This is a genomic window from Tsukamurella tyrosinosolvens (assembly GCF_900104775.1).
GTDB lineage: Bacteria > Actinomycetota > Actinomycetes > Mycobacteriales > Mycobacteriaceae > Tsukamurella > Tsukamurella tyrosinosolvens.
The window spans coordinates 1,621,831-1,639,323 of record NZ_FNSA01000003.1; the positions used below are offsets into that span (position 1 = coordinate 1,621,831).

At 72.1% G+C, this 17,493-nt stretch carries 15 protein-coding genes; 12 read left to right on the forward strand and 3 right to left on the reverse strand.

Features of this window, described 5'->3' with window-relative positions:
• The 9 genes from BLW32_RS09340 (at window position 1) to proB (ending at window position 11,894) form a co-directional block, all read left to right on the forward strand.
• Window positions 1-2,712 (forward strand): valine--tRNA ligase, encoded by a 2,712-nt coding sequence (locus BLW32_RS09340; protein WP_068742545.1) that lies wholly within the window; start codon window positions 1-3, stop codon window positions 2,710-2,712.
• Window positions 2,709-4,127 carry a bifunctional tetrahydrofolate synthase/dihydrofolate synthase gene (folC, locus tag BLW32_RS09345; RefSeq protein ID WP_068524794.1) on the forward strand — a complete coding sequence of 473 codons (1,419 nt, stop codon included), beginning with the start codon at window positions 2,709-2,711 and terminating at the stop codon, window positions 4,125-4,127. The genes BLW32_RS09340 and folC overlap by 4 nt, the downstream gene beginning before the upstream one ends.
• Entirely contained in the window at window positions 4,124-4,525 is a 402-nt protein-coding gene (locus BLW32_RS09350; protein WP_068524795.1) for a DUF4233 domain-containing protein, read from the forward strand. Before folC ends, BLW32_RS09350 begins: the two co-directional genes overlap by 4 nt.
• A gap of 19 nt (window positions 4,526-4,544) precedes the next feature.
• Window positions 4,545-4,958 (forward strand): nucleoside-diphosphate kinase, encoded by a 414-nt coding sequence (gene ndk, locus BLW32_RS09355; RefSeq protein ID WP_068742544.1) that lies wholly within the window; start codon window positions 4,545-4,547, stop codon window positions 4,956-4,958.
• 320 nt (window positions 4,959-5,278) lie between these two features.
• Window positions 5,279-8,407, forward strand: coding sequence for a translation initiation factor IF-2 N-terminal domain-containing protein (locus tag BLW32_RS09360; protein WP_068742543.1), 3,129 nt, complete (start codon window positions 5,279-5,281; stop codon window positions 8,405-8,407).
• 147 nt (window positions 8,408-8,554) lie between these two features.
• Entirely contained in the window at window positions 8,555-8,866 is a 312-nt protein-coding gene (rplU, locus tag BLW32_RS09365; RefSeq protein ID WP_068524798.1) for a 50S ribosomal protein L21, read from the forward strand.
• Window positions 8,867-8,912: 46 nt separating this feature from the next.
• Window positions 8,913-9,176 (forward strand): 50S ribosomal protein L27, encoded by a 264-nt coding sequence (gene rpmA, locus BLW32_RS09370; RefSeq protein ID WP_013126135.1) that lies wholly within the window; start codon window positions 8,913-8,915, stop codon window positions 9,174-9,176.
• A gap of 124 nt (window positions 9,177-9,300) precedes the next feature.
• Window positions 9,301-10,761, forward strand: a complete 1,461-nt coding sequence (obgE, locus tag BLW32_RS09375; RefSeq protein ID WP_068524799.1) for a GTPase ObgE — start codon at window positions 9,301-9,303, stop codon at window positions 10,759-10,761.
• Window positions 10,758-11,894 carry a glutamate 5-kinase gene (proB, locus tag BLW32_RS09380; protein ID WP_068524800.1) on the forward strand — a complete coding sequence of 379 codons (1,137 nt, stop codon included), beginning with the start codon at window positions 10,758-10,760 and terminating at the stop codon, window positions 11,892-11,894. The genes obgE and proB overlap by 4 nt, the downstream gene beginning before the upstream one ends.
• Window positions 11,895-11,919: 25 nt before the next feature.
• On the opposite strand, the gene BLW32_RS09385 is transcribed toward proB, so the two are convergent.
• Window positions 11,920-12,366, reverse strand: a complete 447-nt coding sequence (locus tag BLW32_RS09385) for an SRPBCC family protein (protein ID WP_068524801.1) — start codon at window positions 12,364-12,366, stop codon at window positions 11,920-11,922.
• 191 nt (window positions 12,367-12,557) lie between these two features.
• Here BLW32_RS09385 and BLW32_RS09390 point away from each other — a divergent pair, with 191 nt between their 5' ends.
• The 3 genes from BLW32_RS09390 to BLW32_RS09400 all read left to right on the forward strand — a co-directional run bounded on the left by BLW32_RS09390 (window position 12,558) and on the right by BLW32_RS09400 (window position 14,844).
• Window positions 12,558-13,544 (forward strand): AurF N-oxygenase family protein, encoded by a 987-nt coding sequence (locus tag BLW32_RS09390; RefSeq protein WP_231857433.1) that lies wholly within the window; start codon window positions 12,558-12,560, stop codon window positions 13,542-13,544.
• 101 nt (window positions 13,545-13,645) lie between these two features.
• Entirely contained in the window at window positions 13,646-14,263 is a 618-nt protein-coding gene (locus BLW32_RS09395) for a ClpP family protease (protein WP_068742541.1), read from the forward strand.
• Window positions 14,260-14,844 carry a ClpP family protease gene (locus BLW32_RS09400; RefSeq protein ID WP_068524804.1) on the forward strand — a complete coding sequence of 195 codons (585 nt, stop codon included), beginning with the start codon at window positions 14,260-14,262 and terminating at the stop codon, window positions 14,842-14,844. Before BLW32_RS09395 ends, BLW32_RS09400 begins: the two co-directional genes overlap by 4 nt.
• 4 nt (window positions 14,845-14,848) lie before the next feature.
• Here the strand turns inward: BLW32_RS09400 and BLW32_RS09405 are convergent, their stop codons facing one another.
• Both BLW32_RS09405 and BLW32_RS09410 read right to left on the reverse strand, forming a co-directional pair.
• On the reverse strand, window positions 14,849-15,196 hold the full coding sequence (locus BLW32_RS09405; protein WP_068742540.1) for a helix-turn-helix domain-containing protein: 348 nt from the start codon (window positions 15,194-15,196) through the stop codon (window positions 14,849-14,851).
• Window positions 15,197-15,256: 60 nt separating this feature from the next.
• Entirely contained in the window at window positions 15,257-17,470 is a 2,214-nt protein-coding gene (locus BLW32_RS09410; RefSeq protein WP_068742539.1) for a glycoside hydrolase family 3 C-terminal domain-containing protein, read from the reverse strand.
• Window positions 17,471-17,493: the final 23 nt, after the last annotated feature.

The window sequence follows — 17,493 nt, forward strand, 5'->3', positions numbered from 1 at the left end:
GTGACTACTGAGCCGCAGAACGCCGCCCCGGCCGATCCGGGCACCGCCGCAGACCGACTTCCCGCCGCCTGGGAGCCCGGTGCGGTAGAGGCGGACATCTACCGCGGCTGGGTCGACGCGGGGTACTTCACCGCCGACAACACCTCGCCCAAGCCGGCGTTCTCCGTGGTCCTGCCGCCCCCGAACGTGACCGGCAGCCTGCACCTCGGCCACGCGCTCGACCAGACCATCACCGACGCCCTGTGCCGCCGCAAGCGGATGCAGGGCTACGAGGTCCTGTGGCTGCCGGGCACCGACCACGCCGGCATCGCCACCCAGTCGCTCGTCGAGAAGCAGCTCGCCGCCGAGGGCACCAGCCGCCGCGAGATCGGCCGCGAGAAGTTCCTCGAGCGCGCGTGGGCGTTCAAGGAGGCCAGCCACGGCAACATCACCGGCCAGATGCGCCGCATCGGCGTGGGCGTCGACTGGTCCCGCGAACGGTTCACCATGGACGAGGGCCTGTCCCGCGCGGTGCAGACCATCTTCAAGCAGCTCTTCGATGCCGGCCTGATCTACCGCGCCGAGCGCCTGGTCAACTGGTCGCCCGTGCTGCAGACCGGCATCTCCGACCTCGAGGTCGACCACAAGGAGGTCGACGGCGAGCTGGTCTCCTTCCGCTACGGCTCCCTGAACGACGACGAGCCGCACATCGTCTGCGCCACGACGCGACTGGAGACGATGCTCGGCGACACCGCGATCGCCGTCCACCCCGACGACGAGCGCTACCGCGCCCTCGTCGGCACCACACTGGAGCACCCCTTCCTCGACCGCCGCATCCCGGTCGTGGCCGACGACTACGTCGACCCCGAGTTCGGCTCCGGCGCGGTGAAGATCACCCCCGCCCACGACCCGAACGACTTCGCGCTCGGCCAGCGCCACGACCTGCCGATGCCCACGGTGATGGACGAGACCGCCCACATCGTCGGCACCGGAACGCAGTTCGACGGCCTCGACCGCTTCGCCGCGCGCAAGGCGATCCGCGAGGCCCTCGCCGAGCAGGGCCGCATCGTCAAGGAGGTGCGCCCGTACCGGCACAGCGTCGGCCACAGCGAGCGCTCCGGCGAGCCGATCGAGCCGCGCCTGTCGATGCAGTGGTGGGTCAAGGTCGACCGGCTGTCGAAGGCCGCGGGCGACGCGGTCCGCAGCGGCGACACCACGATCGTCCCCGAGTCGCTGGCCCCGCGGTTCTTCGACTGGGTCGACGAGATGCACGACTGGAACATCTCCCGCCAGCTGTGGTGGGGCCACCGCATCCCCGTCTGGTACGGCCCCGCCGACGCCGAGGGCAACCGCGACGTGGTGTGCTGCGGCCCCGACGACGCGCCGCCCGCCGGCTACGAGCAGGATCCCGACGTCCTCGACACTTGGTTCAGCTCCGGGCTGTTCCCCTTCTCGACGATGGGCTGGCCCGAGCAGACCGCCGACCTGGACAAGTTCTACCCCACGTCCACGCTGGTCACGGGCTACGACATCATCTTCTTCTGGGTCGCCCGGATGATGATGTTCGGCACCTTCCTCGGGGAGGAGCCGCACGCGCCCGGCAAGGTCCCCTTCCACGAGATCCTGCTGCACGGCCTCGTGCGCGACGAGTTCGGCCGCAAGATGTCGAAGTCGAAGGGCAACGGCATCGACCCGCTCGACTGGGTCGACGAGTACGGCGCCGACGCGCTGCGCTTCACCCTGGCCCGCGGCACCATCCCCGGCGCCGACCTCAACGTGGGCGCCGACGCCGCGGCCAGCAGCCGGAAGTTCGCCACCAAGCTGTTCAACGCCACCAAGCTGGCGCTGATGAACGACGCCCGGGTCGGCGAGCTGCCCGACCGCGCGGCGCTCACCGACGCCGATCGTTGGATCCTCGACCGCCTCGCCGCCGTCCAGGCCGAGGCCGACGCGGCCTTCGACGACAACGAGCTCGGCAAGGCCTGCGAGGCGCTCTACCACTTCGCCTGGGACGAGCTGTGCGACTGGTACCTCGAGGTCTCCAAGCTGCAGCTGCAGGGCGACGACGACGAGGTCGCGGAGAACACCCGCCTCGTGCTCGGGAAGGCCCTCGACGTCGTGCTGCGCATGCTGCACCCGACGATGCCCTTCGTCACCGAGGTGCTGTGGAAGGCACTCACCGGCGGCACCTCGCTGGTGATCGCCGAGTGGCCCTCGCGCGACTGGGCCCCTGCGGAGATCCCCGCCGACGGCGTCGAATCCGCCCGTCGCTTCGCCGACCTGCAACGCCTGGTCACCGAGATCCGGCGCTTCCGCAGCGATCAGCTGCTCAAGCCCGGCCAGCGGGTCGCCGCTCGGCTCACCGGCCTCGACGAGGCCGGCCTGACCTCCCTCGCGGCCGCCGCCGCGAACCTGTGCCGGCTCACCCCGCCCGAGGACGGCTTCGCCGCGACGGCGTCGCTGGAGGTCCGCCTCGTCGGCGGCACAGTGACCGTCGAGCTGGACACGTCCGGCACCGTCGACCTGGGGGCCGAGCGGGCGCGCTTGGAGAAGGACCTCAAGGCGGCGCAGAAGGAGCTCGACGGCACGTCGGTCAAGCTGGGCAACGAGGCCTTCCTCGCGAAGGCGCCCGATGCGGTCGTCGACAAGATCCGCACGCGGCAGACCGTCGCGCAGGAGGAGGTCGAGCGCCTCACCGCCCGGATCGCGCAGCTGGGCGGGGGCGCCGCGTGACGGTGCCCGCCTTCGCCGCCGACCCCGACGACCTCGCCGAGCTGGCGCAGGTCGAGGCCGAACTCGACCAGCGCTGGCCCGAGACGAAGATCGAGCCCTCGCTGACGCGCATCGCCGCGCTCATGCAGCTGCTCGGGTCGCCGCAGGACGCGTACCCGTCGATCCAGGTCGCGGGCACCAACGGCAAGTCGTCGACGGCGCGGATGATCGACTCGCTGCTGCTCGCCTTCTCGCGCCGCACGGGCCGGATCACCAGCCCGCACCTGCAGCTCGCCACGGAGCGCATCGCGATCGACGGGGCGCCGCTCACCGCCAAGCAGTACGTCGAGACCTACCGCGAGCTCGAGCCCTTCGTCGAGCTCGTCGACGCCCAGTCCGAGGCCGCCGACGGCCCGCGGATGAGCAAGTTCGAGGTACTCACCGCCATGGCCTTCGCCGCCTTCGCCGAGGCCCCCGTCGACGTCGCCGTCGTCGAGGTCGGGCTCGGCGGCACCTGGGACGCCACCAACGTGGTGACCGCCGAGGTCGCCGTCATCACCCCGATCGGTCTCGACCACGTGGAGATCCTCGGACCCGACCTGGCGTCGATCGCGGGGGAGAAGGCCGGCATCGTCAAGCGCGCGCCCGAGCGGCTCATCCCCAAGGACACCGTGATGATCGTGGGCAAGCAGGAGCCCGCGGCCATGGACGTGCTGCTGCGCAAGGCCGTCGAGGCCGACGCGGCCGTCGCGCGCGAGGGCTCCGAGTTCGCCGTCGTCGAGCGCCGCGTCGCCGTCGGGGGACAGCAGCTCACCCTGCAGGGACTCGGAGGCGTCTACGACGACGTCTTCCTCCCGCTGCACGGCGAGCACCAGGCCAACAACGCCGCGGTCGCCCTGGCCGCGGTCGAGGCCTTCTTCGGCGCCGGTGCCGACCAGCAGCTCGACATCGACACGGTGCGCGAGGGTTTCGCGAAGTCCGCGTCGCCGGGCCGGCTGGAGCGGGTCCGCAGTGCCCCGACGGTGCTCATCGACGCCGCGCACAACCCGCACGGCGCGCAGGCGTTGGCCCGGACCATCGAGACGGAGTTCGGCTTCCGCACCCTGATCGGCGTCGTCTCCGTGCTCGCCGACAAGGACGCCGTCGGCGTGCTGACGGCGCTCGAGCCGGTGCTCGACACCGTCGTCGTCACCCACAACGGCTCACCCCGCGCGCTCGAGGTGGAGCGGCTCGCGGCCATCGCCGAGGAGATCTTCGGTGAGGACCGCGTGGTCACCTCGCCCACCATGGTCGACGCGGTGGAGACCGCCGTCGCGCTCGCCGACCAGGAGTCGGACGACGAGGACGGCCCCGCCTCGGGCGTCGGAGTCCTCATCACCGGTTCCGTGGTCACCGCGGGCGCCGCGCGCTCGCTGTTCGGAAAGGAACCCCAGTGACCGAGCCCCAGCGGTTCACCCCGCCGCCCAAGGATCCGTGGAAGAGCTTCCGCGGCATCCTCTCCGGCACCCTGATCCTCGAGATGATCGTCATCCTGCTGGCGCTGCCCGTCGTGGTCCGGCTCTCGCCCGGCCTGTCCTGGCTCAAGATCGCGTACGTCCTCATCCTCGCGGCCTTGATGTTCGCCGGCTGCATGGTCGTCAAGAAGCCCTGGGCCATCCCCGCCTTCCTCGCGCTGCAGGTCGCCGTCATCGCCGGCTTCGTCGTGCACTGGGGGATCGGCGCCGTGGGAGTCGTCTTCGGCATCGTCTGGGCGTACATCGCCTACATCGAGCGCGACGTGAAACAGCGCATGGCCGAGGGCCGCCTACCGGGGCAGGAGCCGATCACCGAGTGAGGCCCGTTACGCTGTTGCCGTGACTGAGCGGACTCTGATTCTCATCAAGCCCGACGGCGTGCGGCGCGGCCTCTCCGGGGAGATCCTGGCGCGCATCGAGCGGAAGGGCTTCACCATCGCGGCCCTCGAGCTCAAGCACGTCTCGACCGAGGTGGCCGAGGGCCACTACGCCGAGCACAAGGAGAAGCCCTTCTTCGGCTCCCTGCTCGAGTTCATCACCTCCGGGCCGGTCGTGGCCGCGGTGCTGGAGGGCCCGCGCGCGATCGCCGCGTTCCGCCAGCTCGCCGGCGGCACCGACCCGGTGGAGAAGGCCGTGCCCGGCACTATCCGCGGCGACTTCGGCCTCGAGACTCAGGAGAACCTGGTGCACGGCTCCGACTCGCCCGAGTCCGCCGCGCGCGAGATCGCCCTCTGGTTCCCCGGTCTCGCCTGACCTGCCAGTACCTGTTTCACACCCCTGTTCCCCGGGCCCGCCCCGCGCGACATCGCGCGGCGCGGGCCCGATACTTTTCCGCACTGCCTGTGGCGTGTGGGATACTGACGTCGGACGCACGTCGGCGCGCGCAACCGCGCAGCGCCGACCGGCCCGGCTGGCTCACAGATCGTCGAACCAGCGTGCGCCACGCACGAGACACGTGCAGACCTTGACAAACGTGGGGCGGTAGGAGAATTCCTTCGCCCGCACCACACGACACGCCCCCGCGTGGCCGCGACCAGCAGTGATCGCGCCCGGGGGTCGGTAGGAGATATTGAGTGGCCGACAACACGTCGCCGGAAGAACAGAACAACGAAGCTCGGGAGGAGTTCCCGCAGAAGCTGCGCGTCCACGCGCTGGCGCGTCTGCTGGGCCTCACCAGCAAAGAGGTGCTCGCGCACCTCGGCGAGCTGGGCTTCGTCGCGCGCAGTGCGCACTCGAGCATCGACCGCAGCGCCGCCGAGCGCGTGCGTGATCGCATCGCCGAGTCGGCGGACTCCACGACTGCGGAGACCGCGACGCCGGCGGCCGAGGAGGCCGACGCGGCCGTCGAGGCTCCCGCCGAGCAGCCCGCTCCGGCCGAGCAGCCGGCTCCGGCGGAGAAGCCCGCTCCCGAGAGCACGCCGTCGCTGTTCTCGGCGGCCGCTGTCGCCGAGCCCGTCATCGAGCAGGCACCGTCGAACTTCGACGCGAACGTGCCGCTGTTCCTGCAGCCCGAGGCCGAGCAGGCGCCGCGCAAGGCGCGCGCCGCGAAGAAGACCGCCGAGCCGGCACCGGAGACCGAGACCGAGGCCGTCGCGGCTCCCGCGACCGATGCTCCGGCCGAGGCCGAGGCCGAGGCCGAGCCCGAGTCCGCGACGGCCGATGCGGCACCGTCGACCGACCAGAACGGCGACGATGAGGCGGGCGGCAACCGGCGCCGCCGCCGCGGGCGTCGCGGACGCGGCCGGGGCCGCGGCGAGAACGCCGACGAGCAGGACGGGCAGGAGCAGAGCGAGGGCGACAAGGCCGCCGAGGCCGAAGCGCCCGCGCAGGACGAGACCCCGCAGGGCGGCGGCGAGAAGGCCGACGGCGACAAAGCAGACGAGGCCTCCTCGGACGATGCGGACGGGGACGACGTCGAGGACGTCACCGACGGTGGCTCGCGCCGCCGTCGTCGCCGCCGTCGCCGTCGCGGCACGGGGGAGGACGGCGCCGAGGCCGCCTCGACCGACGACCCGCCGAACACCGTCGTGCACGAGCGCGAGCCGCGGCAGCGCACGCGCCGCGACGAGGTGCGCGGCATCAGCGGCTCGACCCGCCTCGAGGCCAAGCGCCAGCGCCGCCGCGACGGCCGCGACACCGTGCGCCGCCGCCCGCCGATCCTCACCGAGTCGGAGTTCCTCGCCCGCCGCGAATCCGTCGACCGCGTGATGGTCGTGCGCGAGCGCACCGGCGTCGGCCCGTCGGAGGGCCAGGACGGCCACACCGTCCCGCATCCGCAGGACTACACCCAGGTCGCCGTCCTCGAGGACGGCGTGCTGGTGGAGCACTTCGTCACCTCGTCGAGCTCGGCGTCGATGGTCGGCAACATCTACCTGGGGCGCGTGCAGAACGTGCTGCCCTCGATGGAGGCGGCCTTCGTCGACATCGGCCGCGGCCGCAACGGCGTGCTGTACGCCGGCGAGGTCAACTGGGACGCCGCCGGCCTGGACGGCAACGCCCGCAAGATCGAGCAGGCCCTCAAGCCCGGCGATCAGGTACTGGTGCAGGTGTCCAAGGACCCGGTGGGTCACAAGGGCGCCCGTCTCACCACGCAGATCTCGCTCGCGGGCCGCTTCCTCGTCTACGTGCCCGGCGGCGGCTCCGCGGGCATCTCGCGCAAGCTGCCCGACACCGAGCGCAAGCGCCTCAAGGAGATCCTCAAGGAGATCGTCCCGGCCGATGCCGGCGTGATCATCCGCACCGCCTCCGAGGGCGTCAGCGCCGAGGAGCTCGCGGGCGACGTCGCGCGGCTGCAGGCCCAGTGGGCCGAGATCGAGGAGGCCTCCTCGCAGAAGGGCGTCAAGGCGCTCTACGAGGAGCCCGATCTCCTGGTCAAGGTCGTGCGCGATCTGTTCAACGAGGACTTCAGCAAGCTCGTCATCGAGGGCGGCCGCGCCTGGGACACCGTGGAGAAGTACGTCTCCACCGTCGCGCCCGACCTGCTGCCCCGCGTCGAGAAGTTCGAGAAGGCCCACGCCGACGCGCCGGACGTCTTCGCGACCTACCGCATCGACGAGCAGCTCGCCAAGGCGATGGACCGCAAGGTCTGGCTGCCGTCGGGCGGCACGCTGGTCATCGACCGCACCGAGGCCATGACGGTCGTCGACGTCAACACCGGCAAGTTCACCGGTGCCGGCGGCAACCTCGAGGAGACCGTCACCCGGAACAACCTCGAGGCGGCGGAGGAGATCGTGCGGCAGATGCGCCTGCGCGACATCGGCGGCATGATCGTCGTCGACTTCATCGACATGGTCCTCGAGTCCAACCGCGACCTCGTGCTGCGCCGCCTCACCGAGGCGCTCGGCCGCGATCGCACGCGCCATCAGGTCTCCGAGGTCACCTCGCTCGGTCTGGTCCAGATGACCCGCAAGCGGATCGGCACCGGCCTCGTCGAGGCCTTCTCCACGCCGTGCCAGGCTTGCTCGGGCCGGGGCATCATCGTCCACGACGCGCCCGTCGAGTCGTCGGGCGGCAGCGAGGACGGCGGCCGCTCCGGCGACAAGTCGGAGGGCTCGGGCCGCAAGAAGCGCAAGCGCACCAAGTCCGACGGTGCCGCCCAGGCCCCGTCGGCCCCGCCCGCCGCGCCCGCCAAGGAGCCCGCGGTGCACAAGGGGGAGCACCCGATGTTCCGCGCGATGGCCGCGCACCACGACGAGGACGCGCCCGAGGGCGCCGGTGCTCCCGAGGCACAGGTCTCCGAGGCACCGGCCGAGGGCGCGACCGCCGAGCGGTCCGCCGTCGAGCAGGTCGTCGAGGCCGTCGCGGAGACTCCCGCGGCGGAGGCCCCCAAGGCTGCGGCAGAGGCGCCCACGGCTCCGGCGGCGGAGGCCCCGGCGAAGGCCGCGGAGGTCCCGGCGGAGGCCGCGCGTGTCGAGGCCGAGAAGCCGGCCGAGGCGGCGGCACCGTCGGCGCCCCGGCGTCGGCGGGTGGCCCGCAAGGCGCCGACCACCACATCGGCCGCACCGCAGACGATCGTCGTCGACATCGCGGCCCCCGCGCCCGACGCCCCGGCGGTCTCCACGCCGGCGGCCGACGGTGCCGGTGCTTCGGTGGCGGAGCCCGCGCGCAAGCGGGCCCGTCGACGGGCCGCCGCCCGCCCCGCGGGTCCCGCGGCGGGTGGGCCCGAGAGTGACGGTGCCGACAAGGCGGACCAGCCGGTTTGACCCTGTCGCCGGCCGTCCCGTAACCTGGGAAGGTCGCTTTTCCGGCGGCGCGCTCGTGCGTGCGTGTTCCGGAGTACCCGCGTGATACGAGCCGCGCACCTGGCGCGCGCTGAACTACGAGATGTGTAAGAAGAGGTAAGTCCGAAGATGGCCACGTATGCGATCGTCAAGACCGGCGGCAAGCAGTACAAGGTCGCCGTCGGCGACCTGGTGAAGGTCGAGAAGATCGACGGTGAGGTCGGCAGCAGCGTTTCGCTGCCCGTCGCTCTGGTCGTCGACGGCGCCAACCTCACCACCGACGCCGCGGCGCTGGAGAAGATCTCCGTGACCGGCGAGGTCGTGGATCAGGTCAAGGGCCCGAAGATCCGGATCCACAAGTTCAAGAACAAGACCGGCTACCACAAGCGTCAGGGCCACCGGCAGAAGCTGACGGTCGTCAAGGTGACCGCGATCGCCTGACCGGCGAACCCAGACAACGAACACCTTTTAGTACAGGAGTAGCCAGATGGCACACAAGAAGGGCGCGTCCAGCTCGCGCAACGGTCGTGATTCCAACGCCCAGCGACTGGGCGTGAAGCGGTTCGGTGGCCAGAAGGTCAGCGCCGGCGAGATCCTGGTCCGCCAGCGCGGCACCCACTTCCACCCCGGCGTCGGCGTCGGTCGTGGCGGCGACGACACCCTGTTCGCCCTCGCGGCGGGTGCGGTGGAGTTCGGTACGAAGCGTGGCCGCAAGACGGTCAACATCGTGCCGGTCGCTGTGGAGGCCTAGTTCCGCAGCAGCACACACGAGTTTTTCGAAGGCGGGCGTGGTCTCCTGAACGTGAGACCCGCCCGCCTTCGGCTTTTCCGCCCCCGCCCACCGGCGCCGGGCACACAGGTAGAAAGAGGTACAGATGTCCAGGTTCGTCGACCGGGTGACGGTGCACGTCACGGCCGGTAACGGTGGCCACGGCTGCGCCTCGATCCACCGCGAGAAGTTCAAGCCGCTCGGCGGCCCCGACGGCGGCAACGGCGGCCGCGGCGGCTCCGTGATCCTCGAGGTCGATCCGCAGGTGCACACCCTGCTCGACTTCCACTTCCGCCCGCACCTCAAGGCCACCAACGGCAAGCCCGGCGAGGGCGGCAACCGCGAGGGCAAGTCCGGCCAGGACATGGTGCTCAAGGTCCCGGACGGCACCGTCGTGCTCGACACGGACGGCAAGATGCTGGCCGACCTCGTGGGTGCCGGCACCCGCTTCGACGCGGCCCTCGGCGGCCGCGGCGGCCGCGGCAACGCCGCACTGGTCTCCAAGGCCCGCAAGGCCCCCGGCTTCGCCCTGCTGGGCGAGGACGGCCAGGCCCGCGACCTGGTGCTCGAGCTCAAGTCCGTCGCCGACGTGGGCCTCGTCGGCTTCCCCTCCGCGGGCAAGTCCTCGCTGGTCTCCGTGCTCTCGGCCGCCAAGCCCAAGATCGCCGACTACCCGTTCACGACGCTGGCGCCGAACCTCGGCGTCGTCTCGGCGGGGGAGACCACCTTCACCGTCGCCGACGTGCCCGGCCTCATCCCCGGCGCCTCGACGGGCCGCGGCCTGGGCCTGGACTTCCTGCGCCACCTGGAGCGCTGCGCGGTGCTCGCGCACGTCGTGGACTGCGCGACGCTCGAGCCCGGCCGCGATCCCGTGAGCGACGTCGATGCGCTCGAGGCCGAGCTGGCCGCCTACCAGCCCGCGCTGGCCGCCGACACCGGCCTGGGCGAGCTCTCCGAGCGCCCCCGCATCGTCGTGCTCAACAAGGCCGACGTGCCCGATGCCGAGGAGCTGGCCGAGATGGTGCGTCCCGAGTTCGAGGCGCGCGGCTGGCCCGTCTTCGTGATCTCGGCGGTCGCCCACACCGGCCTGCGCGAGCTCACGTTCGCCCTCGCCGACCTGGTGCAGAAGTACCGCGCCGAGCGCGGCACCCCCGTGGCGCGGCGCCCCGTCATCCGGCCGATCGCGATCGACGAGTCCGGCTTCGAGGTCATCTCCGATCCCGACCAGCCGGGCGGCTTCATCGTGCGCGGCCCGCGGCCGGAGCGGTGGATCAAGCAGACCCCGTTCGACAACGACGAGGCCGTGGGCTACCTCGCCGATCGCCTCAACCGGCTGGGCGTCGAGGCCGAGCTGGTCAAGCTCGGCGCGGTACCCGGCGCACCGGTCACCATCGGCGACGTCTGCTTCGAGTGGGAGCCCTCCCTCGGCACCATCGACGACGTGCCCGTCACCGGCCGCGGCACCGACATCCGCCTGGAGCGCAACGAGCGCGTGGGCGCGGCCGAGCGGCGTCACCAGCACGACGTGCGGCGCGGCCTCGCGAGCGACGACGAGGACGACGAATGACGGCGGCGCCCGCGACCGGTGATCTCCTCGCCGGCGACATGCGCGCCATGGTCGCGGGCGCCCGCAAGCTGGTCGTGAAGATCGGCAGCTCCGCGCTGACCGATCTCGAGCACGGGCTGGCCTCCGACCGGCTCGACGCGCTGACCGACGCCATCGTCGCCCGGCTGGACCGGGGGACCGAGGTCATCGTGGTCTCGTCGGGCGCGATCGGCGCCGGCATGGCGCCCCTGGGCCTCAAGCGTCGACCGACCGACCTCGCCACCAAGCAGGCAGTGGCCTCGGTGGGGCAGCTGCAGCTCGCCAACGCGTGGGGCGCCTCGTTCCGGCGGTACGAGCGCATCGTCTCGCTGGTCCTGCTGACCGCGCACGACGTCGGCCTGCGGGTGCACGCCGCGAACGCGCAGCGCACCCTGGACCGGCTCCGCACGCTGGGCGCCGTCCCGATCATCAACGAGAACGACGTGGTCGCCTCGAACGAGGTCCGCTTCGGCGACAACGACCGGCTCGCTGCCCTCGTCGCGCACCTGACCGGCGCCGACGCGCTGGTCCTGCTCTCCGACGTCGACGGCCTCTACGACGGCGACCCCCGCAAGGGCGACGCCTCGCTCATCGCCGCGGTCGACGGGCCCGAGGACCTCGACGGGGTCGTCGCGGGCTCGGGCGGCGCGCTCGGCACGGGCGGCATGGCGTCGAAGCTCTCCGCCGCGCGCCTCGCGGCCGACGCCGGCGTGCCGGTCCTGCTCACCGCGGCGGCGCTCGCCGACAGGGCGCTCGACGGTGCCGACGTGGGCACCGTCTTCCGGCCGCGGGCCGTTCGCCTGTCCGCCCGGCGGTTCTGGGTGCGGCACGCGGCCGACGTGCACGGCGACCTGACTCTGGACGACGGTGCCGTCGCCGCGGTCGTGGACCGCCGGCGCTCGCTCCTCCCCGCCGGCGTCACCGCGGTCAGTGGCACGTTCTCGGGCGGCGACGTGGTGAACTTGCGCGACCTGCGCGGCACCGTCCGGGCCCGGGGCGTGGCGGCCTACGACCACACCGAGCTCGAGATGATGCTCGGCCGCGACACCACCGACCTGCCGGAGGGCCTGCGGCGCCCCGTCGTCCACGCGGACGACCTGGTGCCGGTCCGCTAGCCCGGGGCGGGCACCCGCGCGGCGGTCAGACCTGCGCGCCCTCGAGATCGCGGCGGAGCGCGGCTTCCGAGGCCTTGACGGCCTGCACGGCGAAGGGCTCGATGATCATGCCGAGCGCCTTGCCGGCGAGCCCGCCGGGCAGCTCGTAGGTGAACTCGACGGCCAGCTCGGTGCCGTTGTCGCCGGCGGCGCTGAACGTCCAGCGCGAGGTGGTCTTGAAGCCCGCGATCGAGGTCAGCGTGATGAGGCGGTCCTCCTCGAACTCGGTGACCCGCACGACCGAGCCGATCTCCTTGGGCCCGATCTTGACGGCGGAGTCGTACGTGGCGCCGAGGCCGTAGTCCTTCTCGCCCTGCGGGACGAACTTACTGATCCCGAAGAACCACTGCGGCACGGTCCGGTAGTCCGCGACGTGCGCGAACGCCGTGCTCAGGGGGACGGACGCGGACGCGGTGTGGTGGATGGTGGTCATGGAGGCCTCCGGTCTGGGCTGACACGATCGGACACGTGGGACCCGGTGTCCCGGGTGATCCCCGGCGACCCTACAGGTCCGACCTGCGCGTTCATACAGACAGGTAGGAAATGTCCATGATCGTGGTACATTTTTGTCAGAACTGTGTCAGCCAGCAGGAGGAGTCCGTCGTGGCACTGCACATCACCCACATGGGACGCACACGAGGCCGCCCGTTCCCGGGGCAGGCGGAGTACGAGCAGACCCTGCAGGACCTGTCCGAGGCCTCCGTCCAGCGCAACTTCGATCCCTACGTCGACATCGACTGGGACTCGCCGGAGCTGGCCGTGGTCCCGGACGATCCCCGGTGGATCCTCGACTCCCGCTTCGATCCGATCGGTCGCACCGAGTGGTACCAGTCGCAGCCGCGCTCCAAGCAGATCGAGATGGGCATGTGGCGCCAGGCCAACGTGGCCAAGGTCGGCCTGCAGTTCGAGTCGGTGCTGATCCGCGGGATCATGCAGTACACGGCCCTGCAGCCGAACAACTCGCCGGAGTTCCGCTACGCCACCCACGAGGCGAAGGAGGAGTGTCAGCACACGCTGATGTTCCAGGAGTTCGTCAATCGGATCGGGATGGACGTCCCCGGCGGCCCGCTGTGGTTCCGTCGCCTGTCGCCGATCATCCCGCTGGCGGCCACCACTTTCCCGATGATCTTCTACATGGGCGTCCTCGGCGGCGAGGAGCCGATCGACCACGTGCAGAAGCAGTTCCTGCGGTCCGGCATCGAGCAGCACCCGACGATGACCGCCGTCATGCAGCTCCACGTGGCGGAGGAGGCGCGGCACATCTCCTTCGCGCATCAGCTGTTGGAGCACCGCATCCCCACGCGCGGCGCCTTCCCGCGGTTCCTGCTCTCGCTGGCGCTGCCGATCGTGATGCGCTCGCTGCTCACCGCGATCGCGGTGCCGCCGCGCGCATTCCGCAAGCGCTTCGACATCCCCCGCGAGGTGTGGAAGGAGATGTACTGGCGCTCGCCCGAGTCGCAGGCGATGAAGCGCGAGGTCTTCGGCGACGTGCGGCTCCTGGCCGACAAGACGAAGCTGATGAACCCGGTCTCCCGTGTCCTGTGGCGCGCGCTCGGTATCGACGGCCGCGTCTCGCGCTTCCGCAGCGAGCCCGCGTACGCCGCGGGCTGACCCCGGTCCGACCGATCCGCCTGGAGCGGAGCTGCCGTGAGCGGCTCCGCCCCAGGCGGATTCGTCTGTTCCGGGGCGGGTGAGCGCGCCACGATGGGCGCATGAGTGATAACCCGAAGATCCCGCACTTCACCGAACGGGTGCGCCGCGAGCTCTACGACCGCCGGGTCGTCGTCCTCGACGGTCCGCTCGACGACGACAACGGCTCCCTGCTCGCCACCCAGATCCTCTCGCTCGCGTCCAGCGGCTCGTCCGACATCGCGCTGTGGATCCACTCGCCGGGCGGCTCCGTCCCGTCGATGCTCGCGATCCGCGACGTGATGCGACTCGTGCCGTGCGACGTCTCCACGCTGGTCCTGGGCATCGCGTACAGCGCCGGGCAGTTCCTGCTCTCCGCGGGCACCCCGGGCAAGCGTCGCGCCCTGCCGCACGCACGGGTGCTCATGCATCAGGGTTCCGCGGGCATCGGCGGCACCGCCGTCGACATCGAGCTGCAGGCCGGCGACCTGCGGCACACCCGCGACACGGTGCTCGGCCTCATCGCCGAGGACACCGGCCGGCCCCTGGACCAGATCTTCGAGGATTCGCTGCACGACCGCTGGTACACCGCGGAGCAGGCCCGCGAGTACGGCTTCATCGACGCGATCGTGGACTGCTTCGACACCGTCGTGCCGGGCCGGCGGCGCGCCGGCTTCGACCTGACGGGAGCAGCGCGATGAGCACTTACACGATCCCCAACGTCATCGACCGCCGCCCGAACGGGGAGCGGATCACCGACGTCTACTCGCACCTGCTCTCCGAGCGCGTGGTCTACCTGGGCACGGCGATCGACGCGGGCGTCGCGAACGCGATCGTCGCGCAGCTGCTGTTCCTCGCCTCCGACGGCGACGGCGAGATCCAGCTCTACATCAACTGCGAGGGCGGCGATCCCAGCGCGGCGCTCGCGATCTACGACACCATGCGTTACATCCGGCCCGCCATCGCGACCACGTGCGTCGGGCAGGCCGTCGCGGTGGGCGCGCTGCTCCTCGCGGGCGGCACCCCCGGCCGGCGGATGGGCCTGCCGCACTCGCGAGTGGTGCTGCACCAGCCGTCGGCGCAGGGCCGCGGCACCATCCCGGACCTGATCCTCCAAGCCGACGAGGTGATCCGCGTCCGGGCGCAGATGGAGCGGGTGCTCGCGCGGCACACGGGGCGGACGCCGGAGGACCTGCGGGCCGACACCGATCACGACCGCGTCTTCACGGCCGAGGCGGCCGTCGACTACGGGCTGATCGACGAGGTGATCGAGGAGGCCTGACGGGTCACGCGGCCAGCGCCAGCAGGCGCGGTCCGGGGGAGGCCGGGGCGGGGGTGACCGGTCCCGCCGCCGGCCGGGCGGTGAGGTCGAGCCGCAGGACCGGGCGGGCGGCGCCCAGGCGGCGGCCCACCTCGACGGCGACGGCGCCCACGCCGGTGCCGAGCGCCCCGGCGATCGCCGCAAGCATCTCGCTCGACGGGTCCTTGAGGCCGCGCTCGATCTCGGAGAGGTACTGCGGTGAGATCCCCGCCCGCTCGGCGGTGTCCGCGAGGCGCTCGCCCCGCTCGTGGCGCAGTCGACGCAGGTGGGCGCCCAGTTCGTGCCGGAACAGTGCCTCGCCGTGGATCGTCATACCGGCAACGCTACGACTCCGGGGCGGTCGGCACCGTCGGATCCGCTCTGAGCAGCGCGGTCACTGCCCGGCGATGACGGCCTCCAACTGCGCGCGGGCCTCGTCGCCGGCCGGGCCCGGCAGCATGTCGAGGGCCTTGCCGAGTGGCATCGATCCGGCGAGCTCCAGCAGCTGGTCGACGGGCATGCCGCCCGCCGATCCCGCCAGCGCGGTGCGGAAGCCCTCGCCCGCCACGGGGTGCGCGGCCCACTCGGCGATGGTGGACTCCATGCCCAGAGGTTCGACGATCACGTCGCCGTCCAGCGTGACCGTGGCGGCACCGTCGATGTCCGCGCTGCTGCCGCCCACCTCGATGGGGTAGTCGCCGGGCGAGACGACCCAGTCGCCGCGCGGCGTGTCCCAGTGGGCGAAGGCCCGGCGCGGCAGGTCGAGCGCGACGGTGGTCGAGGCGCCGGGGTCGAGCTCGACCTTGCGGAAGGCCGCCAGCGACCGTCGCGGGCGGAACACGGAGCCGGGCCCGCCGCCGACGTACAGCTGGACCACGTGGCTGCCGGCGCGGTCGCCGGTGTTGGTGACCAGCACCGAGGCGGTCGCGGTGTCGGCGCCGGTGACCTCGACGACGAGGTCCTCGATCGTGAACGAGGTGTAGCCGAGTCCGTGCCCGAACGGGTACCGCGGCGCGATCTTCCGGGTGGTGTACCAGCGGTAGCCGACGAGGAGACCCTCGCCGTAGCGCACGGTGCCCAGCTCGCCGGGGAAGTTCCCGAAGGCCGGCGTCTGCTCGAGGCGGTGCGGGATCGTCTCCGCGAGCCGGCCCGACGGTTCCGCGAGCCCGAAGAGCAGGTCGGCGATCGCGGCGCCGCCGCCCTGGCCGAGAAGGAACGCCTCCAGGATCGCGTCCACCTCGTCGTGCCAGGGTTCCAGCTCGATCACGCCGCCGCCGACCAGCACGACGACGGTGCGCGGTGCCGCGGCGGCGACCGCTCGCAGCAGCTCCACCTGCTGCGGGTCGATCGCGAGGTCCGGACGGTCGAAGCCCTCGGACTCCTCGGCCTCGGTGAGCCCGGCGAAGACGACGGCCACCCCGGATCGTGCTGCGGCGGCGACGGCCTCGTCGCGGAGCGCGGTGTCGTCGGCGTCGTCGCCGATCCCGTAACCCGCCGCGAACTCCACCGCGACGCCCAGATCGGACCCGCGCGCGGCGATCTCGTCCAGCGGCACGTCGACGCGCGTCGCGTTGATGTGGCTCGATCCCCCGCCCTGGTAGCGCGGGGTGCGGGCCAGTTCGCCGATCACGGCCACGGTCCCCGCCGCGGCATCGAGGGGGAGCGCGGCGTTCTCGTTGCGCAGCAGGACGGCGCACTCCGCCGCGGCCTCCCGTGCGAGGGCGTGGTGCGCGTCGAGGTCCGGTGCGGGCTCGTCGTCCGACGGTGCCCACCGTGTCAGGTCGATCACGCGCTGCGCCGCGCGGGTCACGACGGCTTCGTCGAGCTCGCCGGACCGCACCGCCGCGACGATCCGCGCCGTGCTGTGCGGGCCGTGCGGCATCTCGAGGTCGAGCCCGGCGCGGACCGCGGCGACGGGGTCGCGCACCGCGCCCCAGTCGGAGACGACGAGCCCGTCGTAGCCCCACTCGTCGCGCAGCACCGTCGTGAGCAGCCAGGAGTTCTCGGAGGCGTGGACGCCGTCGATGCGGTTGTACGAGCACATGACGGTCGCGGGCGACGCGTCCGTGACGATGCGCTCGAAGGCGGGCAGGTAGATCTCGCGAACGGTGCGCGGGTCGGCGTCGACGCTGACCCGCATGCGCTCCGTCTCCTGGTTGTTCAGGGCGAAGTGCTTGACCGAGGCACCCGCGCCGCCGTCCTGCAGGCCCTGCACCTGAGCGGAACCGAGTGCGCCCGCGAGGAGCGGATCCTCCGAGTAGTACTCGAAGTTGCGGCCGCACAGCGGGTGCCGCTTGATGTTCACGCCCGGGCCGAGCACGACGGCCACGCCCAGCGCCCGCGCCTCCGCGGCGACGGCCCCGCCGATGCGCCGCGCGAGGTCGGGGTTCCAGCTCGACCCCACGGCGACGGCCGGCGGGAAGCAGGTCGCGGGCGCGGCGGCGTTGAGGCCCAGATGGTCCGAGTCGCCCACCTGACGGCGCACGCCGTGCGGCCCGTCGGTCAGCACGATCGACGGCACGCCCGGCGCCGCGGCGGTGGTCCAGAAGTCGGCGCCCGTCAGCAGGCGGGCGCGGTCCTCGAGCGGCAGGTCGGCGGCGGTGCTCACGGGGTTCCTCTCGGTCGGTGCAG

Excerpts from the sequence above, each read along its gene's own strand:
- BLW32_RS09400 (WP_068524804.1), top strand. The coding sequence starts at position 14,260 with ATGAGCACTTACACGATCCCCAACGTCATCGACCGCCGCCCGAACGGG.
- rpmA (WP_013126135.1), top strand. The coding sequence starts at position 8,913 with ATGGCACACAAGAAGGGCGCGTCCAGCTCGCGCAACGGTCGTGATTCC.
- BLW32_RS09390 (WP_231857433.1), top strand. The coding sequence starts at position 12,558 with ATGGGACGCACACGAGGCCGCCCGTTCCCGGGGCAGGCGGAGTACGAG.
- BLW32_RS09405 (WP_068742540.1), bottom strand. The coding sequence starts at position 15,196 with ATGACGATCCACGGCGAGGCACTGTTCCGGCACGAACTGGGCGCCCAC.
- BLW32_RS09385 (WP_068524801.1), bottom strand. The coding sequence starts at position 12,366 with ATGACCACCATCCACCACACCGCGTCCGCGTCCGTCCCCCTGAGCACG.
- obgE (WP_068524799.1), top strand. The coding sequence starts at position 9,301 with ATGTCCAGGTTCGTCGACCGGGTGACGGTGCACGTCACGGCCGGTAAC.
- proB (WP_068524800.1), top strand. The coding sequence starts at position 10,758 with ATGACGGCGGCGCCCGCGACCGGTGATCTCCTCGCCGGCGACATGCGC.
- rplU (WP_068524798.1), top strand. The coding sequence starts at position 8,555 with ATGGCCACGTATGCGATCGTCAAGACCGGCGGCAAGCAGTACAAGGTC.
- BLW32_RS09395 (WP_068742541.1), top strand. The coding sequence starts at position 13,646 with ATGAGTGATAACCCGAAGATCCCGCACTTCACCGAACGGGTGCGCCGC.